Source organism: Noviherbaspirillum autotrophicum (assembly GCF_000818395.1).
GTDB lineage: Bacteria > Pseudomonadota > Gammaproteobacteria > Burkholderiales > Burkholderiaceae_D > Noviherbaspirillum > Noviherbaspirillum autotrophicum.
This window is the reverse complement of record NZ_JWJG01000028.1, coordinates 3,499,265-3,525,880: the sequence shown is the minus strand read 5'-3', so window position 1 is coordinate 3,525,880 and position 26,616 is coordinate 3,499,265. Positions and strand designations below refer to the sequence as shown.

27 protein-coding genes are annotated in these 26,616 nt (G+C 60.9%); 5 read left to right on the top strand and 22 right to left on the bottom strand.

What is annotated here, in order from left to right:
- Positions 1-195: 195 nt before the first annotated feature.
- Positions 196-657 carry a C40 family peptidase gene (locus tag TSA66_RS17670; protein ID WP_408639509.1) on the top strand — a complete coding sequence of 154 codons (462 nt, stop codon included), beginning with the start codon at positions 196-198 and terminating at the stop codon, positions 655-657.
- 5 nt (positions 658-662) lie between these two features.
- Here the strand turns inward: TSA66_RS17670 and TSA66_RS17665 are convergent, their stop codons facing one another.
- From TSA66_RS17665 to pstS, 9 genes are all read right to left on the bottom strand, one after another.
- Positions 663-1,565: a patatin-like phospholipase family protein gene (locus tag TSA66_RS17665; RefSeq protein ID WP_040040895.1), complete on the bottom strand. Its 903-nt coding sequence runs from the start codon at positions 1,563-1,565 to the stop codon at positions 663-665.
- Between the two features lie 142 nt (positions 1,566-1,707).
- Positions 1,708-2,298, bottom strand: coding sequence for a hypothetical protein (locus TSA66_RS17660; protein ID WP_052452408.1), 591 nt, complete (start codon positions 2,296-2,298; stop codon positions 1,708-1,710).
- 96 nt (positions 2,299-2,394) lie between these two features.
- A complete protein-coding gene (gene phoR, locus TSA66_RS17655; protein ID WP_040040893.1) occupies positions 2,395-3,702 on the bottom strand; it encodes a phosphate regulon sensor histidine kinase PhoR in 1,308 nt (435 codons plus the stop codon).
- Between the two features lie 8 nt (positions 3,703-3,710).
- Positions 3,711-4,400, bottom strand: coding sequence for a phosphate regulon transcriptional regulator PhoB (gene phoB, locus TSA66_RS17650; RefSeq protein ID WP_040040892.1), 690 nt, complete (start codon positions 4,398-4,400; stop codon positions 3,711-3,713).
- A 2-nt stretch (positions 4,401-4,402) separates the two neighbouring features.
- Positions 4,403-5,110 (bottom strand): phosphate signaling complex protein PhoU, encoded by a 708-nt coding sequence (phoU, locus tag TSA66_RS17645; RefSeq protein WP_040040891.1) that lies wholly within the window; start codon positions 5,108-5,110, stop codon positions 4,403-4,405.
- 25 nt (positions 5,111-5,135) lie between these two features.
- A complete protein-coding gene (gene pstB, locus TSA66_RS17640) occupies positions 5,136-5,915 on the bottom strand; it encodes a phosphate ABC transporter ATP-binding protein PstB (RefSeq protein ID WP_040040890.1) in 780 nt (259 codons plus the stop codon).
- 1 nt (position 5,916) lies between these two features.
- Positions 5,917-6,762 (bottom strand): phosphate ABC transporter permease PstA, encoded by an 846-nt coding sequence (gene pstA / locus TSA66_RS17635; RefSeq protein ID WP_052452407.1) that lies wholly within the window; start codon positions 6,760-6,762, stop codon positions 5,917-5,919.
- Positions 6,759-7,706 carry a phosphate ABC transporter permease subunit PstC gene (gene pstC, locus TSA66_RS17630; RefSeq protein WP_232429577.1) on the bottom strand — a complete coding sequence of 316 codons (948 nt, stop codon included), beginning with the start codon at positions 7,704-7,706 and terminating at the stop codon, positions 6,759-6,761. The genes pstA and pstC overlap by 4 nt, the downstream gene beginning before the upstream one ends.
- Positions 7,707-7,909: 203 nt before the next feature.
- On the bottom strand, positions 7,910-8,953 hold the full coding sequence (gene pstS / locus TSA66_RS17625; protein WP_040040888.1) for a phosphate ABC transporter substrate-binding protein PstS: 1,044 nt from the start codon (positions 8,951-8,953) through the stop codon (positions 7,910-7,912).
- 450 nt (positions 8,954-9,403) lie between these two features.
- Between pstS and TSA66_RS17620 the strand changes: the two genes are divergently transcribed.
- The gene (locus tag TSA66_RS17620) at positions 9,404-10,318 is read left to right on the top strand and encodes an MBL fold metallo-hydrolase (protein WP_040040887.1); all 915 of its coding nucleotides are present in this window, start codon (positions 9,404-9,406) and stop codon (positions 10,316-10,318) included.
- On the opposite strand, the gene TSA66_RS17615 is transcribed toward TSA66_RS17620, so the two are convergent.
- From TSA66_RS17615 to TSA66_RS27090, 4 genes are all read right to left on the bottom strand, one after another.
- Positions 10,315-10,794, bottom strand: a complete 480-nt coding sequence (locus TSA66_RS17615) for a GNAT family N-acetyltransferase (RefSeq protein ID WP_052452406.1) — start codon at positions 10,792-10,794, stop codon at positions 10,315-10,317. The genes TSA66_RS17620 and TSA66_RS17615 overlap by 4 nt on opposite strands.
- A complete protein-coding gene (locus tag TSA66_RS17610; RefSeq protein ID WP_040042723.1) occupies positions 10,791-12,113 on the bottom strand; it encodes a D-serine ammonia-lyase in 1,323 nt (440 codons plus the stop codon). Before TSA66_RS17610 ends, TSA66_RS17615 begins: the two co-directional genes overlap by 4 nt.
- A 92-nt stretch (positions 12,114-12,205) precedes the next feature.
- Positions 12,206-13,498, bottom strand: a complete 1,293-nt coding sequence (locus tag TSA66_RS17605) for a phospholipase D-like domain-containing protein (RefSeq protein ID WP_040040886.1) — start codon at positions 13,496-13,498, stop codon at positions 12,206-12,208.
- Between the two features lie 160 nt (positions 13,499-13,658).
- A complete protein-coding gene (locus TSA66_RS27090) occupies positions 13,659-13,811 on the bottom strand; it encodes a hypothetical protein (RefSeq protein WP_157691722.1) in 153 nt (50 codons plus the stop codon).
- A gap of 270 nt (positions 13,812-14,081) precedes the next feature.
- On the opposite strand from TSA66_RS27090, the gene TSA66_RS17600 reads away from it, so the two are divergent.
- Positions 14,082-14,384, top strand: a complete 303-nt coding sequence (locus TSA66_RS17600) for a hypothetical protein (protein ID WP_040040885.1) — start codon at positions 14,082-14,084, stop codon at positions 14,382-14,384.
- Here TSA66_RS17600 and TSA66_RS17595 read toward each other — a convergent pair.
- The 5 genes from TSA66_RS17595 to TSA66_RS17575 form a co-directional block, all read right to left on the bottom strand.
- On the bottom strand, positions 14,347-15,186 hold the full coding sequence (locus TSA66_RS17595) for an N-acetylmuramoyl-L-alanine amidase (protein ID WP_084199689.1): 840 nt from the start codon (positions 15,184-15,186) through the stop codon (positions 14,347-14,349). The two genes, TSA66_RS17600 and TSA66_RS17595, sit on opposite strands and share 38 nt — an antisense overlap.
- Positions 15,187-15,309: 123 nt before the next feature.
- Entirely contained in the window at positions 15,310-16,053 is a 744-nt protein-coding gene (locus TSA66_RS17590; RefSeq protein ID WP_198358838.1) for a DUF2894 domain-containing protein, read from the bottom strand.
- On the bottom strand, positions 16,046-16,684 hold the full coding sequence (locus tag TSA66_RS17585; RefSeq protein WP_040040884.1) for an OmpA family protein: 639 nt from the start codon (positions 16,682-16,684) through the stop codon (positions 16,046-16,048). Before TSA66_RS17585 ends, TSA66_RS17590 begins: the two co-directional genes overlap by 8 nt.
- Positions 16,684-18,852: a DUF802 domain-containing protein gene (locus TSA66_RS17580; RefSeq protein WP_040040883.1), complete on the bottom strand. Its 2,169-nt coding sequence runs from the start codon at positions 18,850-18,852 to the stop codon at positions 16,684-16,686. The genes TSA66_RS17585 and TSA66_RS17580 overlap by 1 nt, the downstream gene beginning before the upstream one ends.
- Entirely contained in the window at positions 18,849-19,619 is a 771-nt protein-coding gene (locus TSA66_RS17575; protein ID WP_040040882.1) for a DUF3348 domain-containing protein, read from the bottom strand. The genes TSA66_RS17580 and TSA66_RS17575 overlap by 4 nt, the downstream gene beginning before the upstream one ends.
- A gap of 434 nt (positions 19,620-20,053) precedes the next feature.
- Here TSA66_RS17575 and TSA66_RS17570 point away from each other — a divergent pair, with 434 nt between their 5' ends.
- A complete protein-coding gene (locus tag TSA66_RS17570; protein WP_040040881.1) occupies positions 20,054-20,521 on the top strand; it encodes an Lrp/AsnC family transcriptional regulator in 468 nt (155 codons plus the stop codon).
- A 33-nt stretch (positions 20,522-20,554) separates the two neighbouring features.
- On the opposite strand, the gene TSA66_RS17565 is transcribed toward TSA66_RS17570, so the two are convergent.
- Together TSA66_RS17565 and TSA66_RS17560 are read right to left on the bottom strand one after the other, a co-directional pair.
- Entirely contained in the window at positions 20,555-20,824 is a 270-nt protein-coding gene (locus TSA66_RS17565) for a hypothetical protein (protein ID WP_040040880.1), read from the bottom strand.
- Positions 20,825-20,827: 3 nt separating this feature from the next.
- Positions 20,828-21,475, bottom strand: coding sequence for a cytochrome c oxidase subunit 3 family protein (locus TSA66_RS17560; protein WP_198358837.1), 648 nt, complete (start codon positions 21,473-21,475; stop codon positions 20,828-20,830).
- Positions 21,476-21,956: 481 nt separating this feature from the next.
- Here TSA66_RS17560 and TSA66_RS25715 point away from each other — a divergent pair, with 481 nt between their 5' ends.
- On the top strand, positions 21,957-24,815 hold the full coding sequence (locus TSA66_RS25715) for an EAL domain-containing protein (protein ID WP_052452404.1): 2,859 nt from the start codon (positions 21,957-21,959) through the stop codon (positions 24,813-24,815).
- A 44-nt stretch (positions 24,816-24,859) separates the two neighbouring features.
- Here the strand turns inward: TSA66_RS25715 and TSA66_RS17550 are convergent, their stop codons facing one another.
- Together TSA66_RS17550 and TSA66_RS17545 are read right to left on the bottom strand one after the other, a co-directional pair.
- On the bottom strand, positions 24,860-26,095 hold the full coding sequence (locus tag TSA66_RS17550; RefSeq protein ID WP_040040879.1) for an extracellular catalytic domain type 1 short-chain-length polyhydroxyalkanoate depolymerase: 1,236 nt from the start codon (positions 26,093-26,095) through the stop codon (positions 24,860-24,862).
- Between the two features lie 19 nt (positions 26,096-26,114).
- Positions 26,115-26,540: a CopG family transcriptional regulator gene (locus TSA66_RS17545; RefSeq protein ID WP_040040878.1), complete on the bottom strand. Its 426-nt coding sequence runs from the start codon at positions 26,538-26,540 to the stop codon at positions 26,115-26,117.
- Between the last annotated feature and the right edge of the window lie 76 nt (positions 26,541-26,616).

Below are 26,616 nucleotides of genomic sequence, written 5' to 3'. Positions count from 1 at the left end.
GCTGATTGATCAAAAAAGATGCACTAGTGCAAGCATACCTTTACACACTATTTTTTGACAGCAATACCCGATTCCCTTACATTGCAATTGTCACGCCGAAGAAACATTGCATAAATGACATCAAAACACCCTTCCCTCAATCAGCGCTTCCGACGTCGCCTTTCAATGGCGGTGGCAGTTGCCTGCTTGTCCGGAATGGCCTTTGGTGCCGAGTCGCAAGCCATAGAACCGAGTTCGAGCACGGCATTGTCAAAATTGCAGAACCTAACCAACCGGGCCTCCGAATTGGCAATTCAGGCAATGGGCATGATCGGCATTCGCTACAAGTATGGCGGCGACGCGCCGGAAAGCGGCCTGGATTGCAGCGGCCTGGTGCGCTATGTATTCAAGCAGGTATGGGGCAAGGATTTGCCGCGCACCTCGGAACAGATCAGTCACGTCGGACAGCAAGTGGATACGAACGATTTGCGTCCGGGCGACCTGGTTTTCTATAACACCTTGCGTCGCGGCTTTTCGCACGTCGGCATTTACCTGGGCGATAACAAGTTCATCCATGCGCCCTCCAGCGGCGGCCAGGTCCGGATCGAGAGCATGGACCTGAGCTACTGGAAACAGCGCTTCAACGGGGCCCGCCGCATCAACGAGCCCGAGCAATAGCACTTTTACTGGGCCCTTCTGGCCGCCAGTTTCTGCTTCAATTCCGCCATCGACGCCGTCGCCGCCTGTTCGCCGACGAGAATAGCCGTATTCCTGCCGGGGAAATCGCTTCCCTTCATCGTGCCGAGGCGCGGCTGGATCACGATATCGGCCTCCTTCAACTCATAATGGTTGATGCTCTGGCCCATGATGGCAAACGTCTGCAACAGCACTTCCAGCGAACTGGACGCCGGTTGCGCGTCCGGTTGCGCCGAGATGTTCACCGCGATCACGAAATCCGCCCCCATTTCCCGTGCAAAGCGCACCGGCACCGGCGACACCAGGCCGCCATCGACGTAGGAGTGATCACCGATGCGCACTGGCTGGAACACGCTGGGCACGGCTGACGAGGCGCGCACGGCGGCGCCGGTATTTCCACGCCTGAACAGGATCGGAGCGCCGCTGTTGAGGTCGGTGGCGACCGCGCCGAACGGGATTTTCAGCTTTTCCAGCGGCACCTGATTGACCGCCTTGTTCACATAGCTTTGCAGCGCCTCACCCTTGAGCACGCCGGTTGCCTTGGAAAAGAATGGCAGCGACCAATCCGAAATCGTCGCTTCGTCCATTTCCAGAGCCAGCTTATGCAAGGCGAATCCATTGTTTCCGGCGGCGTACAGCGCGCCGACCACGCTTCCGGCGCTGGTGCCAACCACGATATCAGGCACGATGCCTTGCGCCTCCAGCGCCTTGATCACGCCGATATGCGCGAAACCGCGCGCGGCGCCGCCGCCCAAGGCGAGGCCGATCTTGACCGGGCGAGCAGCCTTGGGCGGGCTGACGATTTGTGGCGCGGGCGGCGTGGTGGTGCATGCAGCGAGCAAAAACAGGATGGAGAGCAGGGAAATAAGTGATGAACGTAGGCGAGACATGAAATTTGGCGGCGCTACAGAACGCCTGAACAGCAGTTGAAAAAGCGGGCGACCGGCCGGCGCTTAGGCAGCTCGGCGGTCGAAGAAGATGGGGATTGTAGCGGATGTCCTGGAATCAAGATCGCGCGATCGTTACAAGGCGTCACCGCTGGATCAGGGATGGCCCCAGCCCCTGCAGAGGCCCGAGCGGATTGCGTTCGTTTTCCAGCTGGTGCACCTTGGGCTTTCCGCTCCATGTCTTGTAGACGACGGTTTCCTTCCTGATGACCACCACGGCATCGAACTGCCACCCCGATACATCGGTCTGTCGACGAAAGTTCAGGAAATCCAGCCAGAAGTTGCCGTAACGGTTGCGCTGGAGGGAAAGCTGTTCGATTTCATATGCAAAACACCGTGCCTGCGCCGACACGCACTCCTGCAAGCCGGGATCGAGCAATCCGATATCAAACGACGTCGAGGGGACCAACCGGCGCAACAGGTCGGTATGGCTCAGCAATGCGACATTCGTGGTCTTGTCGGGGTCGATACCGAGCGCTTTCAATTCCGCCAGCGTCGTCTTACCTGGAACGATACTGTTGAACATCGCTTGGGCGTCGGCATAGCTGTGCCAAGGGGTCTGGGTTTCCTGACGTGCGTCCGGAAGCAGGCTGGAACATCCGGCTAATCCGAACAGCAAGGCAGCCAGAACAGTCTTCGTCGGTACATGCTGCAGTAATCCGGCGGTCGTGATCATGGAAATGCGACGTATGCGGGCAACTCGTGTACTTTCAATGTAGCATGAACTTTAGTTATCCCAAAGAAATTCCATGCTTTGCCTCACATTCAGGCATCAAGCTGCCTCGTCGGCACTGCAGATGGCCTTGTTTGCAAAGGTCACCGTGAAAGTGCTGCCCTTGCCCGGCTCCGATTCGATCGACAGGGCAGCATCATGGCGCAGCAGTACATGCTTGACGATGGCCAGTCCCAGCCCGGTGCCCTGGGTTTCCCGCGACCGGCTCTTGTCGACCCGGTAGAAGCGTTCGGTCAGGCGCGATATGTGTTCCGGGCGAATGCCGATTCCGGTGTCCCGCACTGTGAATCGCGGCCCGGCCGGCGTCATCGTCCATGCGATATGAATGCTGCCCTGCTCCGGCGTATAGCGCACGGCGTTGGAAGCCAGATTGCCGAACGCGCTGCGCAGCTCGTCCGTGCTGCCCCTGATGTCCGGTCCGTCAACGTCGAGGGATATCTTGTGCCGGCCGTTCGACAGCGCCGTCGCTTCGTGCAGGATCTGTTCCAGCAGGGCGTGAATGTTGACCCGTTCGGGGCGCAGCGGATATTCGACCGACTCCAGCCGCGTCAGCGTCAGCATGTCCTCCACCAGGTTCTGCATGCGGTGGCCCTGCTCGATCATCAGTTTCAGATGCCCCATCCTGGTCTGCACGTCGAGGTTGGGCTGGCTCTGCGCGATTTCCAGAAAGCCGTTAATCACGGTCAGCGGCGTACGCAGCTCGTGCGAGGCATTGGCGATGAAGTCGCGCCGCATCATTTCGATCCGTTCCGATTCGGTGGCGTCGTGCGTGACCAGGATCTGGCGGCGGTTTTCGAACGGGATGATCTGCACGACCAGCTTGCGCTCGCGCAGCGACAACGTGAGCGGCTGCCCATAACGGCCGAGGATGATGTAATCCATGAATTCCGGGCTGCGGATCAGATTGGTGACGCGCATGCCCTTGTCGCGTTCGAGGTGCAGGCCGAGATGCCTTTCCGCCGCCGGATTGCACCACTCGAGGAACAGCACGTCGTCCATGATGACCACGCCGTCCGGCAGCAGGCTCATCGCCTGACGAAAGCGCGCCAGCCACTCGGCCAGCTCGGCCTGGTTTTTTTCATCGTCGCGGCGCAGCTTGTACAGACGCGAAAAGATATCGGTCCAGGCGCCCCAGCCATCCGGCAGGCGGGCGCTCGCAGGATGATCGAGCCAGTCGGCCAGGCGATACAGGTAATGCAGCTGCACGATCAGCGCCGCGCTCATCCCGGCCAGCCCTGCCGCGAGGCCGGCAACGATGCCAAAAAAATGCCAGATGACGCCGGCACCGAGCAGCAGCAGTGAAAGGCGCAGGCCTGCCGGCACCCAGAATAGCAACCGAGGACTCATGAATGAATTTACTTTTCGGACAGCATGTATCCTACACTACGCACCGTCCTGATCAGGGACTCGGCATCCTTGAGCGCCTTGCGCAACCGCAGCACGTGCACGTCGACCGTACGCTCTTCGATCGCGACATGGTCGCCCCACACCTTGTCGAGCAGCTGGCCGCGTGAAAACACGCGTTCCGGGTGTGCCAGGAAAAACTTCAGGAGCTTGTATTCGGCGTGGCCGATGTCGATCTTCTGGCCGTGCAGCATGACTGTGCAACTGGCCGGGTCCAGTGTCACGACGCCCGCGCTCATCAAGCTCTGCGCATGTTCCGGGCTCTTGCGCCGCAACAACGCCTTGATGCGCGCGGCCAGCTCGCGCGGCGAGAACGGCTTGGTGATGTAGTCGTCGGCGCCATTGTCGAGGCCGGCGATCTTGTCTTCCTCCATGCTTTTTGCGGTCAGCATGATTACCGGGATGCCCTGCAGCTGCCGGTCGGCGCGGATGCGCGACAGCAGGCGCAGGCCGGACTGGTCCGGCAGCATCCAGTCGAGCAGCACGAGGTGCGGCATGCGGCGCTGGATAAACTCCCATGCTTCCCCCGCGCTGCCGGCAACAAAGGTATTCCAGCCCGCTTCCCTGAGCGTGAAGGTCACCAGCTCGGCAATCGCCGGTTCATCCTCGACAATCAGAATGGTGGTTTTATCGACTGCCATGGTCAGACGGAACTGTTGAGCTTGGTGTAGACATAATCGGTGTGGCGGATGTCCTTGCCCTCGACCACGTAGATCACGTATTCGGCGATATTCTTCGCATGGTCGCCGATGCGCTCGATCGCCTTGGCCACCCACAGCGTGTCGAGCGCTGCGGAAATGGTGCGCGGATCTTCCATCATGAAGGTGATCATGGTGCGCAGGACGGCGCCGAACTCGTGGTCGATTTCGGCGTCCTGCGCGATCAGCCTGGCGGCCTGCTTTTCATCCAGCCGGGCGAAGGCGTCCAGCGCGTCGTGCAGCAGGTTGGCGGTATTGGTTGCCATGATGCGCACCGATTCGTAATGGTTCAGCACGCTGACCGTGCCGCGCTCGTGCAGGGTCTTGCTGATGCGCGCAATCTTGGTCGCCTCGTCGCCGATGCGCTCGATGTCGGTGATGACCTTCAGTGTGGCCATCACGGTGCGCAAGTCGTTTGCCGCAGGCTGGCGCTTGACGATCAGGTGACTGCAGGCGTCGTCCAGCGTCACTTCCAGCCGGTTGACGTTTTCGTCGGACTTGATGACCTGTTCCGCCTGCGCGACGTCGCCAGTCCTAAAGCTGGCCATCGCGTCGTTGAAGTGGCTTTCCACCAATCCGCCCATCTGCAACACCTTGGAGCGGATCGTCTCGAGATCCATGTCGTACTGCTTTGAAGAGTGGTCGCCTGGCATTCTAATTCTCCGTGCATTCAGTCGTTCAGCCGAAACGGCCGGTAATGTAATCCTGGGTTTCCTTCTTCACCGGATTCATGAAGATCTGGTCGGTATCGCCGAATTCCACGAGTTCGCCCAGGTACATGTATGCGGTGTAGTCGGAACAGCGCGCCGCCTGCTGCATATTGTGCGTCACGATCGCGATCGTGTAGTCTTCCTTCAACTCGGCGATGAGCTCCTCGATCTTCGCGGTCGAAATCGGGTCGAGCGCCGAGGTCGGTTCGTCCAGCAGCAGCACGTCCGGCCGCACCGCGATGCCGCGCGCGATGCAGAGCCGTTGCTGCTGTCCGCCGGACAGCGACAGGCCGCTTTTGTTCAGCTTGTCCTTCACCTCGCTCCACAGCGCCGCCTTCTTCAGCGCCGACTCGACGCGCTCGTCCATTTCGCCCTTCGACAGTTTTTCGTACAGGCGCACGCCGAACGCGATGTTGTCGTACACCGACATCGGGAACGGCGTCGGCTTCTGGAACACCATGCCGATCTTGGCGCGCAACATGTTCACATCCTGGTCGGTGTCGAGAATATTGCGGCCCTGGTACATGATCCTGCCCTCGGCGCGCTGGCCCGGATACAAATCATACATGCGGTTGAGCGTGCGCAAGAGGGTCGACTTGCCGCATCCGGACGGGCCGATGAAGGCGGTAACCCGCTTCTCGTGGATGTTCAGGTTGACGTTCTTCAGGCCCTGGAACGAACCGTAGAAAAAGTTGAGGCTCGAGATTTCAAGCGTCGCCTTGTCTGCGGCGTGATGTTGAGTAGTCATATTAATTCGGAACCTTTTGGCTGAACAATGTGCGCGACAGGATATTCAGGCCCAGCACGCTGAAGGTGATCAGTAATGCCCCGCCCCAGGCAAGCGAACGCCAGTTGTCGTAGGGGCTCATGGCGAACTGGTAGATCACGACGGGCAGGTTGGCCAGCGGCTTGTTCATGTCGGCGGAAAAGAACTGGTTGTTCAGCGCGGTAAACAGGAGCGGCGCCGTTTCGCCGGAGATGCGCGCAACCGCCAGCAGCACGCCGGTCACCACGCCCGCCTTCACCGCACGCAGGCGCACCAGCATCGCCACCTTCCAGCGCGGCGCACCGAGCGAAAACGCCGCTTCGCGCAGGCTGTTGGGCACCAGCTTCAACATGTTGTCGGTGGTGCGCACCACCACGGGAATCGCGATCAGCGAAATCGCGAAGGTGCCGGCCCAGCCGGAGAAATGCTTGACGTTGGCGACGTAGATCGCATAGACGAACAGACCGATCACGATCGACGGCGCCGACAGCATGATGTCGGTGACGAAGCGCGTAACTTGCGCCAGCCAGCTCTCCTCGCCGTATTCGGCGAGATAAATGCCAGCCAAGATGCCGACCGGCGTGCTGACCAGGGTCGCAGCGCCGACCAGCATCAGGCTGCCGACGATGGCGTTCATCAGGCCGCCGCCTTCGCTACCCGGCGCCGGCGTGGTTTCGGTGAACATGGACAGGCTTAACGCGCTAAAGCCCTTGACCACCAGCGTCAGCAGGATCCACACCAGGAAAAACAGGCCGACGGCCATGGCCAGCACCGAGAATGCCATGCCGATGCGGTGCGCCCACAGGCGCTTGCGATACACAGGATTCATGATTTCGTTCCCTCGCGGCGAGACAAGCCCCGCAGCATCAGTTTTGCAGCGGACAGCACTAGGAAAGTAATGAAAAACAGGATCAGTCCGAGCGCGAACAGCGACGAGACATGGAAGGTCGACGCCGCCTCGGCGAATTCATTAGCAAGGGTGGACGCGATGCTGTTACCTGGCGCGAACAGCGACCAGGACAACTGCTGCGCGTTGCCGATCACGAAGGTGACGGCCATGGTTTCCCCCAGCGCGCGGCCAAGGCCCAGCATCACGCCGCCAACCACGCCGGTCTTGGTGTACGGCAGGACCACCTTGCGTACCACTTCCCACCGGGTGCAGCCGAGCCCGTAGGCCGACTCTTTCAGGACGGCAGGCACGATCTCGAACACGTCGCGCATGACGGAGGAGATGAATGGGATGATCATGACGGCCAGGATCAGGCCGGCGGTCATGATGCCGATGCCCATTATCGGTCCCTTGAACAGCATGCCGATCAGCGGCAACTGTCCGAGGGTCTTGTTCAACACCGGCTGGATGAAGTCGCCAAACAGCGGCGCGAACACGAACAGGCCCCACATGCCGTAGATAATGCTGGGCACGCCGGCCAGCAGTTCGACGGCCGTGCCGAGCGGACGGCGCAAGCGGGCCGGGCAGATTTCGGTGAGGAACAGCGCGATGCCGAAGCTGACGGGGAAAGCGATCACCAGCGCAATCAGCGAAGTCGCCAGCGTGCCGTAGATCGCGATCAGTCCGCCATACTGCTCGTTGACGGGGTCCCATTCGACGGTAGTGATAAACGCCGGCCCGAATTCCTTGAACGCGGGCCAGGCGCCGATCATCAGCGAGACGATGATGCCCATCAAAACGGCCAGCACGCTCAATGCGAAGACGAGCGTAATCTTGTGGAATACGAAGTCCTGCACGCGCTGCCTGCGCATGATGGCGATCATTGCGCGGTCAGCGTCGCGGACGGCCGCAGCATCCGCGCCGGCGTGGTCAGGTTTCGCCACCGGGCCCGCCATCGAAGAGAGAGGTGCATTCATAAGTCGGAGTGCCCTCGCGGGCAATGCGGCCGGGTCGCGCCGCCGTCATCCGACGGCATGCCGACCCGAGCCTGGAAATGCGATAAATCGACAATGCTGCGTGCGGCGACTTACCAGACCGCCTTGCCGGAAGCATCCTTCAGCTGCGACTTCCATGCATCCTGCACCAGCTTGACGACCGGTGCCGGCATGGAAACGTAGTCCAGTTCGGCCGCCATCTTGTCGCCGTTCTTGTATGCCCAGTCGAAGAACTTGAGCACTTCCTTGCCCTTGGCGGAATCAGCCTGCACCTTGTGCATCAGGATGAAGGAAGCGCCGGTGATCGGCCAGCTGTGCTTGCCGGCCTGATCGGTCAGCACCATCGCAAAACCCGGGGTTTTGGCCCAGTCCGCGCCGGCGGCAGCCGCCTTGAACGTGTCGTCGTCCGGCTGCACGAACTGGCCGTCGCGGTTCTTCAGCTGGGTGTAAGCCATCTTGTTCTTCTTTGCATAGGCATACTCGACGTAGCCGATCGCGTTCTTGATACGCTGGACATTGGCGGCCACGCCTTCGTTGCCCTTGCCGCCTACGCCGACCGGCCATTTGACTGCGGTGCCGGCGCCGACCTTGGTCTTGAATTCCGGGTTGACCTTGGACAGGAAATCGGTAAAGAGGAAAGACGTGCCGGACCCGTCGGCGCGGTGCACGACCGTGATGTCATCGGCCGGCAGCTTGACGCCCGGGTTGAGGGAGGCGATTTCAGCCGCGTTCCACTTGGCGACCTTGCCCAGGTAGATATCGGCCAGCACCTGGCCGGTCAGTTTCAGCTGGCCCGGAGCGACGCCTTCCAGGTTCACCACCGGCACGACGCCGCCCATGATTGCCGGGAATTGCATCAGTCCGGCCTCGTGGAGTTCTTCTTCCTTGAGCGGCATGTCGGAGGCGCCAAAGTCCACGGTCTTCGCCTTGATCTGCTTGATGCCGCCGCCGGAGCCGATGGACTGGTAGTTCAAGCCATTACCGCTGGCCTTTTTATATTCTTCGGCCCACTTTGCATAAATCGGGTACGGAAAGGTTGCACCGGCACCGGTGATGTCGGCGGCAACGGCGGAAGAAAATACTGCCGCCGTACCGACGGCTACCAGCGTGGCCGAGAGAAATTTGTTCAGTCGCATATCCACTCCTTCAGGGAAGTTGTCAAAAAAGGACAGTGCGAACTCTAACCGCCGAATGTGACAGCTTTATGACACTGACAAAGCGGCATGTCACAAAGTGCCGGAATGATAAAATTGTGTCATCAAGCGGTAATATTACCGCTCCAGCCGGATGCCATCCGCTACACATGGATAGATCTTGACCTGCAACACCCGTTTGCCGGACGACGTTGTAGTGCATGCAACAAGAACCGTTACAGGCCCTCGCGTTGCCGGCTATTGTTCTCTCCTGCAATGGCGTTGCTGGCGCAGCCCAACTGCTACCGAGCCCTCTATTCGCAACCTTCGCGCCGATCAGGAACCGTCCTCCTCGAATCCAGTCCATTAAGAGCCTGTCCGATGTCTTTTCGGCATGTATCCAGCGCTCCAACGCGCTGCCCGCTCCGCTGCTTTCACCCAAGGAGAGCCTTAATGCGCATTCATCACTTGAACTGCATTTCATCCTGCCCCCTTGGCGGCAAGTTGATGGACGGAAGGACGCCGTCCATATGGCGACGCGGAGAATTGTGCTGCCACTGCCTGCTCGTCGAAACCGACCGCGGGCTTGTCCTGATCGACACCGGATTCGGGCTGAGTGACGTGACCAACCCTGCAAGCCGCATCAGCAGTTTTTTCCTGGCACTGCTGAGTCCCGACTTTCATGAAGAAATGACCGCTGTCCGGCAAATCGAGCGGCTGGGATTCCGCGCTTCCGATGTGCAGCACATACTCCTGACCCACCTCGATTTCGACCATGCCGGCGGGCTGGATGATTTTCCCTATGCAACGGTGCACATGCTCCAGCAAGAGCGCGACTATGCGGTATTACAAAGGACATGGCTGGATCGGCAGCGCTTTCGTCCGCAACAATGGGCCAGCCGCAGCCGGTGGAAAACCTACAGAGACGGGGACGGCGAAGCCTGGTACGGGTTCGATTGCGTGCGCGACATTGCCGGGTTGCCGCCGGAAATATTGTTCGTGCCATTGGCTGGACATACTTTCGGGCATGCCGGCATTGCCATTCGCACGCCGGAACGCTGGCTCCTGCAGGCAGGCGATGCCTATTTTTATCACCGGGAGATGGATACATCACATCCCTGGTGCACTCCCGGCTTGCGCCTCTACCAGACCATGATGGAAAAGGACCGCCTGGCCCGTCTGGGCAACCAGGAAAGGCTGCGCCGCCTGCGCCAGGCGCATGGATCGGAGGTGACCGTTTTTTGCGCGCACGATCCGGTCGAATACGAGCAATTAACCGGCCATTCGCTGCACGTGCCGGCGGAGTCGTATGCCTATCGTCCCGGCCGGGGGGCAGAAGCAGCATGGCGGCCGCAACACTCCTCTTAACGGCGCAGCGCCGCAACCGCCTCGTCCGTCAACTCGAAACGCAGATCGACGCGCTCCCGGCCGGAGCGATAGCCGCCGGGCCAACGGGCGATTTCGACGAATCCGCAGCGCTTGAAAAAGTGCGCCGTATGCGGATGCGTATCGACCGTAACGTAGCGCGGGCGCAATTTGCGCCCGGCCATGTGGATAAGCCGGTAGTTCAGCAGCATGCGCCCGATCCCCATGCCATGACGGTCGGCGCGCACCAGGCCGAACACGAGCGTGCCGAGATGGTAGAACTCGGATAGTTCATAGCCGCCGAATCCGATCACTTCCCCGTCCTCCACCACGACGAACAGCGGACCGTCCGGCTCATCCAGGCAGGAGCGCAGCCAGCGCTCTTCCGACGCCGGGAAATGATCGGGGACATTCGAGCGGAACGCCGCGATAACGGCCTTTCTGTCGGTGGCGCGATAACGCCTGATCCGTATTGTCATGGCAGCGCCCTCCCTCGCGCCAGGAACCCGAGATAGTCTTCGTCCGGAACGAACAGGCCGCCGGTTGTCCACAGCAGGTGGACGGCATTGGCCATTGCCTGTTCCAGCCCATTTTCCTTCAGATATTGCTGCCCGGCGGGAGTGTGCAGGAGCATCTGCGGTCCGCTGATTGCTGCCGCAGCCGAAGGTTCGATGCGGATGCCCTCGTTTTCGTGCAGCAGATAGAGGTTACGAAACAGCGCGTCGTCATCCAGCGTGAATATCCCGGACAGCAGCGGCGTCATCACGCGCACCGCGAGCTCGGATGCGCGGGCCACGGCAAGGCCGTCCGCTGCCGTACGGTTGTCCAGCCCAAGGTCGTAGACCGTGATGCCGGGGCGGCCGGGTTGGCTCATCTGCGCCAGCACGCACGGTGACGCGGTCGGCTCGGCGAAGAAGCAATGCACATGGTCGCCGAACACCTGCTTCAACCCGAATGCGATACCGGATGGCGCCCCGCCCACACCACACGGCAGGTAGACGAACAGGGGCGCCTGCGGACCGACAGCAACGGCCGCTTGCCGCAGCTGTTCGGCCAGGCGCAAGGCTGCGACTGCGTAACCGAGGAACAGCGACAGGGAACGCTCGTCGTCCACAAAATAGCTGCAGGCGTCGGCTTGGGCGGCGCGCCGCCCCGCCTCGACCGCCGCGCCGTAATCGCCGGCGTGTTCGATCACTTCCACGCCGTGCCGGCGCAAGCGCTGCTTTTTCCATTCCTTCGCCTCGGCCGACATGTGCACCTGCGCACGAAATCCGAGCGCGGATGCCATCACGCCGATGCTCATGCCGAGATTGCCGGTCGACCCCACAGCGATCGTATAACGTGCGAACAGCTGGCGTGCCGGCGGTGCCGCCAGCGCCGCATAATCCGAGGAGAGGTCGATCGGGCCGTGTTCCAGCGCGAGCTTTTCAGCGAATTCGAGCACTTCGTGAATTCCGCCACGCGCCTTGACCGAACCGGCAATCGGCAACGCATGGTCCGCCTTGACGAACCATTTTCCTTCGGCGGATTGTCCTGTCAGAGCCTGCTGCAGGGCAGGCACCGCGAGCAGGCCCGATTCGATGATGCCGCCAGTTGCCACTGTTTCCGGAAACAGCGCCATCAGCAATGGGGCAAAGCGCTGCCAGCGCGCGCTTGCCGCCTCGATCGCGGCAGCGTCGGGCAGCATGCCGGGCAAGGCGTCGGCCGCGGGCCGGCGCGCTGGGTTCAGCCACAGGAACGGTTGCCGCGTGCGAAGCGTACGCGTGGCTTCGTCGGGCATTTCTTCAACAGTCGGCATCATGCATCCATCAAGTTGCGATACGGGCGATCATAACGCGGGATCGCAATCGTCCACCACACCTTTGACGGAGGCGCTGCACCTCGACCTTGTCACAGCTGCGGGCCGAACAGGGATGCGCAGGCGTCGAGCATCCGGTCGTGCCAGGAACGTGCATTCCAGTCTTGCAGCGTCACTTGCCTGGCGCGCGCAAGATCCTGATTGAATACGGCGATTTGGCTCCGGGAGAATCCTTCGTCGTAGACGTTGAGATTGGCTTCGTCATTGATGGCGATGGAACGCTGGTCGAAATTCGACGACCCGACCGACACCCAGACCGCGTCGACGATGAGCATCTTGACGTGGTACATGGTGGGTTGATATTCGTAGATTTCCACCCCTGCCCGCAGCAATTCACCCCATCGATGACGGGATGCCCGGCGCACGAAATCCCAGTCGATATGTTCGCCAGGAACGATGATCTGCACCCGCACGCCGCGCTGGGCAGCATCCGCGAGCGCGGCAACGGCAGCTTCATCGGGCACGAAGTAGGCTGCACTGAGACGAATGGATCGCTCGGCGGCACTGATCGACAGCAGATACATGAGTTGCATGCTTTCCGACCCGCCGCCCGGCGCGCTGGTGAATACCTGGGCACTCAGCGGCCCGACCGGGTCCAGATCGGGGAAATACCGCATGCCATGCAATATCCCGCCCGTGGCCTGCAGCCAGTTGTCGACGAACGCGGCCTGCAGCTGCGCCACCACCGGACCGGTGATGCGGAAATGGGTGTCGCGCCAATGCGATGGATCCTGCGCGTTGCCGCGCCACTTGTCCGCCAGGTCCACGCCCCCGGTAAAGCCCACCTTGCCATCGACAATCAGCAGCTTGCGGTGGGTGCGGTTATTCATCTTCGCGAGGCTGTACCAGCGCGGCGCATGATAGCGCCGCACCTGAACGCCGCTCTTTTCCATCTGCTCGACCAGATCGTCGTCGAGCTGGTTGCCGAGCCAGTCGACCAGTATGTTCACGCTCACTCCCGCATGGGCGCGTTCGATCAGCGCCGCGCCAAATTCCCGCGCGACCGCTCCGGAATGAAAGATGTAGGTTTCAAGCGTGATGGACTGCCTTGCTGCCCGAATCGCATCCAGCATGGCCGGAAACGCTTCCCGCCCGTTGATCAGCGCCTCGACATTATTCCCGCCAATGAAATCGGGCCCGAGGATGACGCCCATGGTGCGCCGAAATTGGGGATTGTGTACCGCATAGGTGTGAGGAATGGCCTGGTCGATTTGCTTGTCGCCCAGGCTGAGATTGAATGTCAAAATTGCAACCAGGAGTGTTGCAACAATGACCAGTAACAGCCGAAGTCCGTGTTGAAACACTTTCCTGGCAGCGCTTTTCATGCCTACCGAGGGCGCTCGCTATTTTTTGAATCGATCCGTTTTTCTGCCATCTAGGGCATCAAAACGTGACTTGTGGAATGACGCTTTTCAAAGAAAACAAAGCCCGCCCGTCGAACTGCCGTTAGCGAGCCAGGGAAACAAGATGCCTGCGCAAGCTAGGCTATGCCGTCTTGCCGGCTGTCCGATCAGCCGTTCCGGATTGCTTTGTCTCCCGATGCACCTTGCCCGGAGGAGTACGCTTCGTGTTCTTGAATTCGCTGTACTTGGTGCCAGCCTTGTCGGCCGGATACTTGTTTTTCGTATTTGCTGCCATGAAATTTCCTCCAAAAAGAAGCTGCAGAACGGTCACATCCGTTAGTGCCCGTGCTCCCGATAAGGTTTCATGTTCATTCCGACATCAAGGGGCAGACATGCCAGGGACCGTCATCGGTCCGGCTTTTCCCGGTTTATTTTTTCAGTAGGCATGGAATTGTCTTTCATGCAATTCTAAAAAAAAGATTCGTAAGTTTTTGTGAGTGCGTCGACCGAATTGCAGGGCAAGGCGTTATATGCCTTGTATCACCATTTCGCTCAGGGATTAGTTATGAAAATACAAATCACGTCAGATGCCGATTTGATCGTCCGCTCATTTGCCTATGTCGCCAAGCAACTGGCACCCTCCGTGCAGTATGAACAAATCCTCGGCGAAGCGGAAAGGCACCGCAGCGCGCTGCGCCTGCTGCAGCGCGACGCGTTCGAAATGGCAGAACAGGGAGTGCGCAGGCATGCTCTGACGAAAACCGAGTCCGACCGGATGCGCGAAGCCGCAGCGCAGGCGATTGCGCAAGGCCAGCAAGCCATTTCGCGGATCACGGCGCAGTATGCGCCGCACAAGCAGGCGGCATAGCGTTGCCGGCCCCGGCCGGCGCTGCCTCCTGGCCTGAAATCAGCACATCGAGGAGTGCCGCCGTTTCGGCATCGGGAAGGCCGTCGAAACGACCCGGACGGTACTTCATCTGGAATGCCACCAGGACTTGCCGCGTCGCGTCGTCCCATAGTCCGCTGCAGGGCAAAACGTAGCCATGCAACGTTAACTTATGCTGGAACCAGAGCGCGTCGGGCAACTGCTGCTCGAACGCCTGCCGCCGCAGTGCCACCTGCGCGGCGTCGGGCCAGGAGATCAGACCGGCTTGCGCGAGTCGCTGCCAGGGGAACATCGGGCCGGGATCAGACTTGCGCTGGGGTGCAATTTCGTTGTGGCCTAAAATCCGGTCCGGCGCGATTTGGTGCCGCGCGACGATTTGCTTGAGCAAGTCGATCAGCAACGCGATCTGCTCCGGCGGATAAGCAAAATACACTCGCCCCTCTGGCGTATCGCGATAGCCGGGATTGACTAGCTCGATGCCGATCGAACTGAAATTGAGCTGGGCGTCGGATTTCCATGCGCTCACCCCGGCGTGATAGGCGCGCCGGTTTTCATCCACCAACTGATAAATCTGCGCGGGACGATCCGAGATCAGGTAGTGGCTGCTCACGCCGCCCCGGGTCAGGACCTGCAGCGCGCGCGGGAAATCGCCCTCCGTGTAATGCAGGATCACATAGCGCACGCGACTGTCCTGGGCGACGGACGTATAACTGTGATCAATCGGCGGCCCGCCCGCACAGCCGGCCAGCAATATCAAGCCCAGGATCGATGGCAGAAATTTCATCAGGTCGGATACGCGGCAAAGGTCGAGGCAATGTGGGAAATTGTAGCTTTCCTGGAGCTCGGACGCGATGTGCCTGCCGCTTCGTGGAAAAATCTCTGGCCGGAAGAAAGCCGCAGCGACAGCCTATTTTTTTGCCGCCCTCGCCGCCGGGCCTTTTTTGGGGGAAGCCGTTTTTTCTTTCTCGCCTTGGTCGAGAGCAAGCAAGGTATCGGCGTACGACATAAACCAGTTGAGATAATCGGGCGAGATATCGCGCATCAGTGACAGCGAGCGGAGCACCAGCATGTGGGAATTGATCGGACCGGCATTCTTCGGGGCTTGCTCAAGCGCCTGTGCAACCTGTTTGTTCACACTCAGTTTTGCCCAGGTGTTCCTGAAATTCCGTATGGCCTTCAGTTCGGAACGCGGCCCGGCAATTCCTTCACGCTGCGCTTCGGCATGATCCGGGGAATGCTGTTCGAGTTGGCGCACCAGCGCCCCCAGCGAGGCACATCGTTCGTTGGCCTGCAGTGTGGCGACCAGCCGTCGCAATCCTTTGACATCGCCGGCGTCATGGAGCCGCTGCAGATCGGCGGCCGCATGCGGATATTGCTGCACGCCCCGGGCGAGCGTTTCCCTGGCATCGCACTGCGCACGCTCGACGCGCGCCTGCAGCGCCGTCAGCGCGCGCACCAGCCGCGCGTCGAGTATGCGCCTGACGCTTCCCTGATGCGCGGCTGCACGTTTGGCCAGCACTTCAACATAGTGCCAGCCCGTCGGGTCGAACCGGTTCGCGCCTGCCGCGCGCAGGGAAGCGATCAGCGCGTCGACCTCGGGGGAGGATTCCGGCGGCGCCGGCGCAATTCCCCTGCGATCCGACTCATTCATGGTGCGGCGGTTTGGCATTGGCGGTTTTCGGCACGGGCGCCATTTCCACCCGCCGGTTTTGCGCGCGCGCGGCGTCATCGGTATTGGCCCTGACGGGCTGCTCGGAACCGAAGGCCGCCGCAAAGACCATGGAAGACGGCATTCCTTCCTCGATCAGGGTGCGGGTGACCGTCAGGGCGCGCTGGGCCGACAGTTCCCAATTGTCCGCGAACGGCCCTCCCCGCACCGGCTTGTCATCGGTAAACCCGCTCACCATGAGCAGCTCATCGCGCGCCGTCAGATACGCCCGCAGCGGCGTGACAAGGCTATTCAACAGCTGCCGGCCTTCCGGCTGCAGCTGATCCGAATTGAGCGCGAACAGGACTTGCCCGCTGATGCCGATGCGGCCATTGTTCAGGGTGATCCGTCCCGAGGCGAGCGGAATGGCCAGCGCCTTTTCCAGGCTCATGCGGCGCTGCTCTTCGAGCTGGCGCTTTTTCACTTCATCCTGCAGGTGCGACGTCAACTCCATCTGGACCGCCATCACGCCCACCAGAACCAGCACAAACGCGCCCAGCAAGCCTGACATCAAATCGCCAAAAACGGTCCAGACCGGCGCGCCGTGTTCGACGTCTGCGTCACTGTCCTCCATTACCTGACCTCTTCGGCAAAATTGCCCTGCTTCGCCGGCAGCCGGCGCAGCGCTTCGACGATTTCCTTTTGCGACATCATGGAAAGATCGATGATTTCCCGTGCCTGGGCCACGTAATAGGCGAGTTGCTCGTCGCTTCTCGACATGGACTTGTCCATCGCGCCCTCCATGCGCTGCAGGTTCGCGATCAGTTTTTCATTGGCTTCATTGAACGCCTGCACGGCAAAGCCAAAGGCTTCGGAGAGGCTCGATACGTCGACGGCGCTGCTGGTGACGTGGGCGGCAATGTCGGACAGCTTGGCGGCTTCGGCGGCGACATTGTCGGCAAATGCGCTGGCGGTGGCATCGAGCGCCTTCGCGGAAGACGACACCAGGGAATCGATCACGGCGCGCTGCTCAAGGGAAGCATGATTGATCGCGCCAAGCAGCGCGTTGAGCGTTGCCATGATGCGGCTGCGTTCCTCAAGCAGTTCGTTGTCGCGCGCCACGCTGCCGGAGATTTGCTGGCGCAACTGCCCGATGACTTCCGCCGCCGCGCGCGGCGCTTCCGAAGCAGTTTCGATGAGCCGCGCGATCGGTTCTTCCAGGGCGGTACCCAGAGTCGTCAAATGGCGCGTCAGCGCCGCTTGCAATTGACCCAGCCGTTCAACCGCTGCATGGCCGCGCGCCGCTTCGTCGTCCCTGAGGGCGCCGAGTTCCGAGCGCAGCAGGCTTGCCAGTTGATCCATGCGTTCGCGATGCTGTTCAATCCACTGCGCTTCGGAAGCGATGCGGGAGCGCATCAGTTCTTCGGCGGAAGCGACCAGGCGTGTTGTCTCGGCGAGCGAATGAGTCGCGCCTGCCTGCACTTGTTCGGTGATGTCGTGCGCGGTCTGCTTGAGGGTGTCGCAGATCTTCTGCTGCTGTGAAAGCGTTTGCGCGCCCGCTTCTTGCCATGCGCGACTGAGCGCCGTCGCCATGGTTTCCAGCGACTGCGTCCATGCCTGCTGCCGCTGCGTGTCGCGTTCCATCTGAGCGTCCTGCAAGCCGGCGTAAGCCTCGCCGACTTGGGTCACGAGGGCATCGGTACGCTGCTCGAACGTCTCGTTGAATGCATCGAGCGAGCGGCCCACGCTGGCGACGAGGCCGGCGCTTGCCTGTTCGTGGTTCTTCAGTGCCGCCGCCCAGGTGTCCGCTACCTTGGTTGCGGTATCGCCGAATCGCGCGGAAAGCCCGTCGAGCTGCGCCTGCACGGTATCGGTCGTGCGTTCGTGCATCAACTGCGCCTCGCGGGCGACCCCGCTCATTGCCGCCTCGACCACGGGCTTGAGGCTTTCGCCGGCGGCATGCGCGCTCTGGCTCAAGCTCTCGCGCAGGGATTGATCGACTGCGCGTGCCAGATCGGTATAGACGCCTTTGACATTGGCGTGGAAGTCTTCCTGATTGCTGAGCAGGCGCTGGTTCAGCTGCTGGCTCATGCCCTCCATCTGCGCCATCATCGCCTGCAATTTATCGACGACCTGCGGCAAGGCCTGGGATTGCAGCTGCAGCGCCCGGAAGGTTTCCTGGCGCTGATGTACCAGTGAAAAACGGCGCAAGACCGTGGCAATCCGGGTGTCCAGCAGCTGCGCCGCCTGCATTCTTTCGCGTCGGCTCAGCGCCGACATCAAGCCCAGCATCGCGGAGGCGGCAACGCCCGCCACCGAGGTGCCGAACGCCAGGCCCAGCCCCATGACCGGCACCGAAAGCGCGGAGCGCATTGCCTGAAGATCGGCGGTTTTTTCCAGTGCAAAGACGGCCCCCTTGAGCGTGACGACCATGCCCAGAAACGTGCCGAGCATCCCCAGCATGACCAGCAGCCCGGCCAGGTATGGCGTGAGGGATGGGCCGGGCAAGCCGGCACGTTCGCCCTCGATGCGCAAGCGCACGGAATTTTGCAGAGAAGGATGCACGCCGGCCAGCCAGTCGCTGAGCTCCGTCAGGTTTTCCGGAATCGCCGCCAGCGCGGCTGCCAAGGTGGCGGTCGCCTGCCGGAACCGGTGCAGTTCGAGCGCGCCATATGCATAGACGGCGCCGATGGCCGCCGTCATCCCCAGCGCCAGAAAACTGGAATCGATAAACCCGACGCCTACCCAAACGATCCCGAGCGCGCCCAAAAGAAAGGCGACTGTAAATAAATGTCTGTTCATTGCGTCTCTTGTTTGAATGCTTCAATGAGTCCCATTGCCGGCTGCAGGCGAAGCTCCGCTTCAGCCAGCAGCAGCATTTGCATGTCATGGAAAAAGCGCGCCAGCCAGCCGCCCGCTTGCGTCCAGCCGGCAGGGTTGTCTGCCTGCCCGGTATCGGCAAGCCTCTGCTGATGTTCCTTGAACAAGTAATCGAACCGCTTCCGGAGAAGCACCGGCACTTTCGACAGCAATTGCCTCTCGCGATCGCGCAGTATCTTTTCGAGCGCCGCGTCGAGGTCGGCCAGCTTCCCGAGCTCGGGCGACGTCTTCGCCACCGCTGCACGGATGTTGACCCTCAAGGGTTGAATGCTCAATTCCATGTCGCGCTGATGCGCTTCATAAAACCGGCGGTACGGCGCGTAAGCCGCGGCAACATCCAACGGCAGCTCGAGTATTGGCGTGGGCAGCGTGATGTGCGCCTTGCCCAAGCCGGGCGAGAAACTCTTCCTGATGGAATTCATCAAGAGCGCTTGGATGCGGTCGAATTCGGCATCGGCATGCACGACTGCAGGCCCTTTGTGCTGCATGCCGTGCCGTGTTTTTGGCGCGCTGGCGATGCAGTCGCTATGCACGGCAGACAGCGCGATGGCATCGGCAAAGTGAATCCACAGGCCCAGCTGTTCCGCAAATGCCCCCCCGGAGTCGGCCGCATCCACAAGGGACAGGTCAGCAAGACATCGAAGGAGTTTCGAGCTGTGGAAGTGTGTACGCGGTGACGCTCGCGTCATAGGCAGGTGCGATCAAAGTCGAAAAAAGCAGGCTATAGTTCACGCCGCTATCCGCATGAACACTCGTTCTGGTCCTGCTCTAGCGAATCTGAGCCACTGTCGGCAACCCATTCATGGCATAAATAAGCGCACGATTATATCTTGGAGGAATGGCGAACTCAAACGAGCGGCTGGCGCGGCGGACGTTGCCTTGCAATCTCCCTGGGCGGATTGCCGGAAACCGGAGCATTTCCGCCTTCCCTTGGTGCGGGAAGGCGGTGGAATGCGACTTTGTTGCGCCTTGTGAGCACGTGAAAATGTTACAGCTGGCCCGCCAGAATGTGCTTTTGTTTTTCAGAGCAAAAACATAAAAATGCAGTAACTTCTTCTACCAATAATAAGTCCCATAGATAATATCCCTTCATTGGCAAATAATCGCAAAAGAAAGAATCGCAATGAAGGATAACCAGCTGGATGAAATCGATCGCAAGATCCTGCGCACCTTGAGTCGCGATGGCCGCATTAGCAACCAGAAGCTGGCCGAAATGGTGAACCTGTCTCCCACGCCGTGCTGGAACCGGGTCAAGGCGCTGGAGGAAGCGGGCTTCATCAATGAATATGTCGCGATCCTCGACCAGCGCGCGCTCGGCTTGCCGGACACGGTCATCATCGAGGTCACACTGGAGCGGCATGACGATGACATTTTCCAGCGCTTCGGCGATGCGCTGGCGGAGCTGCCGGAAGTCATGGAAGCTTATCTGCTCACCGGCGACTACGACTACCTGATCAAGGTGGCGGTCTCCGGCACGGAGGGCTACGAACGGTTTCTCCGCCAAAAGCTGTACAAGATTCCCGGCATTCGCCATTCCCGCTCGACCTTCGCATTGCGCTGCCTGAAGCGGGTGCATTCCGTCACGCCGTGACGGAACGGCCTGCCCGCAGAAGGAACCAAGCCGCTAGCGTTCCAGCCACGTCGTGAGCAGCAATGCGACAGGCGCGATTGCCACGAAGACGCGCAGCAGCCAGGCGATGAACGGATGTGCCGTGCGCGATTCCAGAAAGTGGCGTGCCACCACCGTTCCTTTGATCCAGATGATGGCGGCGACAACGACAGGCATCCAGGAGGCATGACCGGCCTTTTGCCCCAATGCCAGGCTGACGCCGGTGAGCGCAAGAAGGGCCAGCCAGGCCCGGACCGGCAGCACTTTTTTTGCAGTCTGATTCATCGTTCAAGCCAATACGTAAAACAGCGGAAAAAGCGCAAGCCAGATAATGTCGGTCGCGTGCCAGTAGCATGCCAGCGCTTCGAGCCCGTCGTGCTGCTCGGCCGAATAGGCATTCGTCGATAACCTGAAAAATGCCCAGCACATGCCCAGGATTCCCCAGCAGGCATGCACAAGGTGGTTGAAGGTCAGGTAGTAATAGACGGTGTAAAAAATCCCGGCCTTGCCATCGATGCCGTGCGCCAGGTTCCAATCGACTTCCAGCAGCTTGACGATGGGATAGCCCAAGGCCGTCACGATCGCCGCTGCCAGCCAGTACTTGGCGCGGCGAATTTGCGCATTCTTGACCGATGCAAGCGAACAGGCCACGAAAAAGCTGCTGGTCACCATGATCAGCGTATTGACCACGCCGGCCGTCGTCCAGATCAGCTCCGGCCCCTGCCGGAAGGCGTCCGGATAGTGATACCGGGCGATGAAGTACACGGAAAACATTAGCGCGAATTCGACGAATTCGCAGGTAATGCCAACCCACATACCCCGATTACCCGGTATGCGGCCCGGCAGACGCCCTGCGTTGGGTTCCGGCACGCGCTCCGGTTTGCGCTCTGCCTCGGCCGGCGCATACCCGGGAACGTAGGTCGCTTCCATCATCATCTTGAGAGTCCTTCATTCATATCGTGAAACGGCGGCGCGCCTTTGCCTGCTCCTGAAGCCGTTCGTTGTGCTGCGGGCGTTCTGTCGCGGCGAGTGCGCTCGCCACCGTGCCAAGGGCGTGGATGAAATCCGTTTTAAGGCAATCCGGAGCAGTAGCACCCCGCAAAACGCTACGCCGGCCAGTACCAGGAGCCGGTGCAAATATATTGCCCAGACGCAGTATACGCCGGACGAATTGCCTTAGCCCGAAGCTGTTGCGTACGCATGTTCCGTCGTGAGCAGGCAGGGAAAAGGCTTCCGACGCTTGCAAGAGGGTGGCGACAACAAGCATGATTTGTTGCTAGTATGAAATAAATTGATTGAACTCCAAATGGAGTGCAATCATGTCCACGACGAGGAGTGGCGGCATGCAGACATATTTCATCCATGATCCCGGCTATGCGCTCGCCACGGATGGCAGGCACGCCTGGGGGAGGCAGCGATGACCAAGGTCATGCGCGGCGCGGCGCTGGCAAGCGATGTGGCCATTCGCGCGATATTGGACACCTTCGACGCCGCGTACTACGAAGTGGATTTGCGCGGCAATCTCGTGATGTTTAACAGCGCCTTAAGCCGCCTGCTCGGCTATGCCATGTCCGAACTGACGGGCATGAACCATCGCCAGCTCCAGTCCGAGGCGGCCGCTGCGCACGCCTACGACCTCTTCAGCACGCTCTACCGCACCGGCGTGCCGCTTGAAAACGCGCGCTGCTCATTCCTTCGCAAGGATGGCACCGAACTGAGCGGCGACATCACGGCGCGGCCGGTAACTGACGAGGAAGGTCGGACCATCGGGTTTCGCGGCACGGTGGAGCGCGTGACCGACTCCCGGACGATGGAACGAGCCGTGCGCGCAAGCGAGGAAAAATATCGCGGCATCCTCGACTCGGCCAGCGATGCGTATTACGAAGTGGATTTGACCGGGAATCTCGTCATGTGCAACGGCGCCTTCCTGCGCATGCTGGGATATACGGCAGACGAACTGATCGGCCAGAATTACCGGGGATTCCAGGCGCCAGACATGGCTGAAAAGATTTTTCAGACGTTCAACCAGGTGTTCCGAACCGGCCAGGCCGCGGACAGTTTCGACTGGTCGCTCATCTGCAAGGACGGCACCACGGTGCTCGGCGAAGGCACGGTGCAACTGGTACGCAATGCCGGCGGCAATCCGGCCGGATTCTGCGGCTTCCTGCGCGACGTCACCGCGCGGCGCAAGGTCGAACAGGCATTGCGCGAGAGTGAAGAAAAATATCGCGGCATCCTCGAAACGATCGAAGATCCCTATTACGAAGTCGATCTCTTGGGTAATTTCGTCCTGTGCAATGACGCGATGGGACGCATGCTCGGCTACGGCGCCGAGGAACTCATCGGCAAGAGCAGCCGGATGTTCCAGACGCCGGAATTCGCCCGCGTCATTTTCGGGATTTTCAACCAGGTCTACCGAACCGGCCTGCCGTCCCGCAGCTTCGACTGGCCGATGGTGCGCAAGGATGGCAGCATCCGCTGGGGCGAAGGCTCGGTGCAGCTGGTGCGCAATAGCGACGGTCAGGCGGCTGGCTTTCGCGGCATGGTGCGCGATGTCACGGCCCGGCGCCAGATCGAGCAGGCGCTGCGCGAGAGCGAAGCGCGTTTTCGCGCATTGACCAACCTGTCGTCCGACTGGTATTGGGAACAGGATGCCGAGTATCGCTACACCCGCATGGAGAGCCGCCACGAAAACGCGGGGGCGGCCCAGCTTTCCTTCCTCGGCAAGCGGCCGTGGGAAGCCGGCCTGAACATCGATGGCGGCGCAGGATGGCAGTCGCACCACGCCGTGCTGGCCGCCCGCAAACCGTTTCGCGATGTCGTCATGCACCGGCGCCTGGCGGACGGGCGGCCGTATTTCATCAGCGTCAGCGGCGAGCCCGTCTTCGGCCAGGACGGCAAATTCAGCGGATACCGCGGCGTGTCGCGCGAGATCACGGACCAGAAACTGGCGGAAGAGCGAATTCATCACCTGGCAACCCATGACGGCCTGACCGGGCTGCCCAACCGCATGATGTTCGCCCACCTGCTGAGCAGCGCGATCCTGCATGCGCAGCGCAGCGGCAGCCGTGTGGGCGTGCTGTTCATGGACCTGGATCGCTTCAAGTTCATCAACGACACGTTCGGCCATGATGCCGGCGACAAGCTCCTGGTGGAAGTGGCGAGGCGTTTCGAGGGCGTGCTACAGGGCGATGAAGTGATTGCCCGCCTGGGCGGCGACGAATTTGTGGTGCTCATGCCGGACCTGTCCGAACATGGCCGCGCCGCTACCCTGGCGGCCGATCTGCTGGCCGCCGCCACGGAACCGCTCATGGTGGCGGGGCGCGAATGCCGGGTGAGCGCCAGCATCGGCATTGCCGTCTATCCGCAGGACGGTGAAAACGAGCAGTCGCTCATGAAAAACGCCGATATCGCAATGTATTACGCGAAGGATCAGGGCAAGAATAATTTCCAGTTCTATACGAACAATATCCGCACGCAATCGCTGGAACGCCTGGTCATGGAAAACAATCTGCGCCACGCCCTGGAGCGCGGCGAATTGTCATTGCAATACCAGGCCAAGCGCCATCTGGCCGGGGGGCGAATTACCGGCGTCGAGGCGCTGCTGCGCTGGAATAACCTCGAGCTTGGCAGCGTGCCGCCGGCGCAGTTCATTCCGGTTGCGGAAGACACCGGACTCATCATCGAGATCGGCAAGTGGGTGCTGAAAAACGCATGCGCGCAGCTGGTGCAATGGCAGCGCCACGGGCTGCCGCCGATTTCCATGGCGGTGAATCTGTCAGTGCGCCAGTTCAGCGATCCCTGCCTGCTCGATGATATCGCCTCCATCTTGCAAGAGACAGGAATGGCGCCAGGCTTGCTGGAGCTGGAAATCACGGAAAGCATGGTCATCGACGATCCCGAACATGCGCGGCAGCTGCTGGGGGCCCTCAAAAGGATGGGAGTGCGGCTTGCGATCGATGATTTCGGCACGGGCTATTCGTCGCTCGGGCAGATCAAGCGCTTCCCGATCGATATCCTGAAGGTGGACCGTTCATTCATTCGCGAGCTGGAAACGAATAGCGAAGACCGTGCCATTACGGAAGCGATTATCGCGATGGGTAAAACCCTGCGCCTGACGGTCGTCGCGGAAGGCGTGGAAACCGCGGCGCAGGAAAGCTTCTTGCGCGAGCATGGATGCGACGAAATGCAAGGCTATTTCTTCAGCAAGCCGTTAGCCCCGGCAGACGCCGAGCTCCTGCTGTTCGCTCCGTTCACTAAAGAGCAGGCGGGCTAGCCCGCCCTGCCCTCCCTTTCGCGCCAGCGCAAAAGCCGGCCAGGTCACGCCGCAGGTTTGCTCGACGGCGCATTTCGCCCGTGCACCTGGAAGAAGCGGAGCATTTCACGCGATGCATCCGGCCCTTGCGGATCGGTGTACGACCCCCTGGTGCTGCCGCCGGACCATGCATGCCCGGCACCGTGCACGATCCATTTTTCCGCGATGGCTTTGCCTTGCTCGTCGTGCAGAACCGTTCGCGTATACGTTCTGCCATTGTGAACCTTGCCGCTTTCCACCTTGCCGTTCGCGTCCGGCGACGGTATGCACTGCGCCAACGCCAGCTCGCCGTTGGCAGGATCGACGGTGGCATCGCGATCGCCATGGAACACGATGACCGGCATGGTGTGCCCGAACGGCTTCGCCGGCTTGCATCCCGTCTTGCGTGCCGAGGCCTTGATCTTGCGGCTTTTCATCGCCGCGAACGCCGAAGGCATGTCGTGCGCGACGGCGTACGGGAGCCCCGAGTGTATGCCGATCGCGGCATACAGGTCCGGATAGGTCGCGCCCATCACTGCCGCCATGGCCCCGCCCGCGGACAGGCCGGCAACATAGATGCGACCGGTGTCGATGGCGTATTCGCGGACGATGGCACGCGTAATGTCGGCGATGATGGCAGGCTCGCCCTGATCTCGGCGCTGGTCGCCGGTGTTGAACCAGTTCCAGCAGTTCGAAGTGTTTGCCGACTTGATCTGGGCCGGATACACGACAAAGCAGTTGCGCTCTTCGGCGGCGGCGTTCATGCCGGTGCCGGCGGCGAAATCATCCGGATGCTGCGTGCAGCCATGCAGCATGACGACCAGAGGCAGCGCCTGACCGGTGTAGCCGCTCGGGACGTACAGCTTGTAGGCGCGCGTCCCGGCGTGGCTGGTGCACGAGCCGGACAGGAAACGGCCCTTGCCCGCCAGGTCGGCGACCTCCTCCCTGGCTTCGACATCCTCGATCTCCTGGCTGGCCATCGCCCCCGGCCACGCGCGCTGGAATTTATGGAGCTGCGCACGTATGCGATCGGGCGAATGTGCGCTCGGCTGCGCCTCTGTGGCATGCGGCGCGTCGCTACCGCGCAGTTCCGGTGCCTTCGGCAGGTAGCGGGTCCAATCCGCTTGCGGCGCGGGCGTATCTGCCGCGCCGGCGCCGTGCAGGGCGCGCTGGATGGCGGCCGTGGCGGCCATCGGGCCGTCGTTTTGCAGGATCTTTGCGGCTTCGCGCATTTGCGCGAGAAAACCTTCGTCGATTTTCATGGCATTCTTTCGTAAGTAGTTAATGTATCCGTCCGGCCAAGGCGGCCTTGACGGCTGCGCTGGCGTGCAAGGCACCCAGCACGGTGACAGAGTCGATGGCGGCCAGCGCCAGTTCGGGCGTGACATCCGCGCCGATGCTTGCCAGCCCCAGCACCTGTATCTGCAGCTTCTGTCCGGAGTCCCGCACCGCCTCCAGGTCGGCACGGGTGTAATGTTGCAAGCCAAGAACGAGGCTTTTGCGCGCGACCGTTTGTTTGATCACGTCGCCGTGTAACTGCAACTGGTTGCGGATCGCGGTACGGATGAGATCCGTGCGGTTGGAATAGAAACCTTCCTGCACCAGCAAGTCGATCTGGCCGAGGTCGATCGGCCCGAGGTTAATGGTGATTTTCTCGGTGTCGCCGGGTTTCGCCCGGTTATCCTGCACAACGATCTCGCGTCCCATGAGTGTCTCCTTTCACGTTATGACCAGCCAATCACCATCCAGTTCCCATCCATGTGGATGGTTTTTCAGCTTCATG

What these genes read in the sequence shown, in the direction of transcription:
- pstS (WP_040040888.1), bottom strand. Translation starts at nt 8,953, where the DNA reads ATGCGACTGAACAAATTTCTCTCGGCCACGCTGGTAGCCGTCGGTACG.
- TSA66_RS17545 (WP_040040878.1), bottom strand. Translation starts at nt 26,540, where the DNA reads ATGGGACGCGAGATCGTTGTGCAGGATAACCGGGCGAAACCCGGCGAC.
- TSA66_RS17560 (WP_198358837.1), bottom strand. Translation starts at nt 21,475, where the DNA reads ATGATGATGGAAGCGACCTACGTTCCCGGGTATGCGCCGGCCGAGGCA.
- TSA66_RS17550 (WP_040040879.1), bottom strand. Translation starts at nt 26,095, where the DNA reads ATGAAAATCGACGAAGGTTTTCTCGCGCAAATGCGCGAAGCCGCAAAG.
- TSA66_RS17595 (WP_084199689.1), bottom strand. Translation starts at nt 15,186, where the DNA reads ATGAAATTTCTGCCATCGATCCTGGGCTTGATATTGCTGGCCGGCTGT.
- TSA66_RS17660 (WP_052452408.1), bottom strand. Translation starts at nt 2,298, where the DNA reads ATGATCACGACCGCCGGATTACTGCAGCATGTACCGACGAAGACTGTT.
- TSA66_RS25715 (WP_052452404.1), top strand. Translation starts at nt 21,957, where the DNA reads ATGACCAAGGTCATGCGCGGCGCGGCGCTGGCAAGCGATGTGGCCATT.
- TSA66_RS17570 (WP_040040881.1), top strand. Translation starts at nt 20,054, where the DNA reads ATGAAGGATAACCAGCTGGATGAAATCGATCGCAAGATCCTGCGCACC.
- pstC (WP_232429577.1), bottom strand. Translation starts at nt 7,706, where the DNA reads ATGATCGCCATCATGCGCAGGCAGCGCGTGCAGGACTTCGTATTCCAC.
- TSA66_RS17670 (WP_408639509.1), top strand. Translation starts at nt 196, where the DNA reads ATGGCCTTTGGTGCCGAGTCGCAAGCCATAGAACCGAGTTCGAGCACG.
- TSA66_RS17605 (WP_040040886.1), bottom strand. Translation starts at nt 13,498, where the DNA reads ATGAAAAGCGCTGCCAGGAAAGTGTTTCAACACGGACTTCGGCTGTTA.
- TSA66_RS17615 (WP_052452406.1), bottom strand. Translation starts at nt 10,794, where the DNA reads ATGACAATACGGATCAGGCGTTATCGCGCCACCGACAGAAAGGCCGTT.
- TSA66_RS17665 (WP_040040895.1), bottom strand. Translation starts at nt 1,565, where the DNA reads ATGTCTCGCCTACGTTCATCACTTATTTCCCTGCTCTCCATCCTGTTT.
- TSA66_RS17620 (WP_040040887.1), top strand. Translation starts at nt 9,404, where the DNA reads ATGCGCATTCATCACTTGAACTGCATTTCATCCTGCCCCCTTGGCGGC.
- pstB (WP_040040890.1), bottom strand. Translation starts at nt 5,915, where the DNA reads ATGACTACTCAACATCACGCCGCAGACAAGGCGACGCTTGAAATCTCG.
- pstA (WP_052452407.1), bottom strand. Translation starts at nt 6,762, where the DNA reads ATGAATCCTGTGTATCGCAAGCGCCTGTGGGCGCACCGCATCGGCATG.
- TSA66_RS17590 (WP_198358838.1), bottom strand. Translation starts at nt 16,053, where the DNA reads ATGAATGAGTCGGATCGCAGGGGAATTGCGCCGGCGCCGCCGGAATCC.
- TSA66_RS17575 (WP_040040882.1), bottom strand. Translation starts at nt 19,619, where the DNA reads ATGACGCGAGCGTCACCGCGTACACACTTCCACAGCTCGAAACTCCTT.
- TSA66_RS17565 (WP_040040880.1), bottom strand. Translation starts at nt 20,824, where the DNA reads ATGAATCAGACTGCAAAAAAAGTGCTGCCGGTCCGGGCCTGGCTGGCC.
- TSA66_RS27090 (WP_157691722.1), bottom strand. Translation starts at nt 13,811, where the DNA reads ATGGCAGCAAATACGAAAAACAAGTATCCGGCCGACAAGGCTGGCACC.
- phoR (WP_040040893.1), bottom strand. Translation starts at nt 3,702, where the DNA reads ATGAGTCCTCGGTTGCTATTCTGGGTGCCGGCAGGCCTGCGCCTTTCA.
- TSA66_RS17585 (WP_040040884.1), bottom strand. Translation starts at nt 16,684, where the DNA reads ATGGAGGACAGTGACGCAGACGTCGAACACGGCGCGCCGGTCTGGACC.
- TSA66_RS17600 (WP_040040885.1), top strand. Translation starts at nt 14,082, where the DNA reads ATGAAAATACAAATCACGTCAGATGCCGATTTGATCGTCCGCTCATTT.
- TSA66_RS17580 (WP_040040883.1), bottom strand. Translation starts at nt 18,852, where the DNA reads ATGAACAGACATTTATTTACAGTCGCCTTTCTTTTGGGCGCGCTCGGG.
- phoU (WP_040040891.1), bottom strand. Translation starts at nt 5,110, where the DNA reads ATGCCAGGCGACCACTCTTCAAAGCAGTACGACATGGATCTCGAGACG.
- TSA66_RS17610 (WP_040042723.1), bottom strand. Translation starts at nt 12,113, where the DNA reads ATGCCGACTGTTGAAGAAATGCCCGACGAAGCCACGCGTACGCTTCGC.
- phoB (WP_040040892.1), bottom strand. Translation starts at nt 4,400, where the DNA reads ATGGCAGTCGATAAAACCACCATTCTGATTGTCGAGGATGAACCGGCG.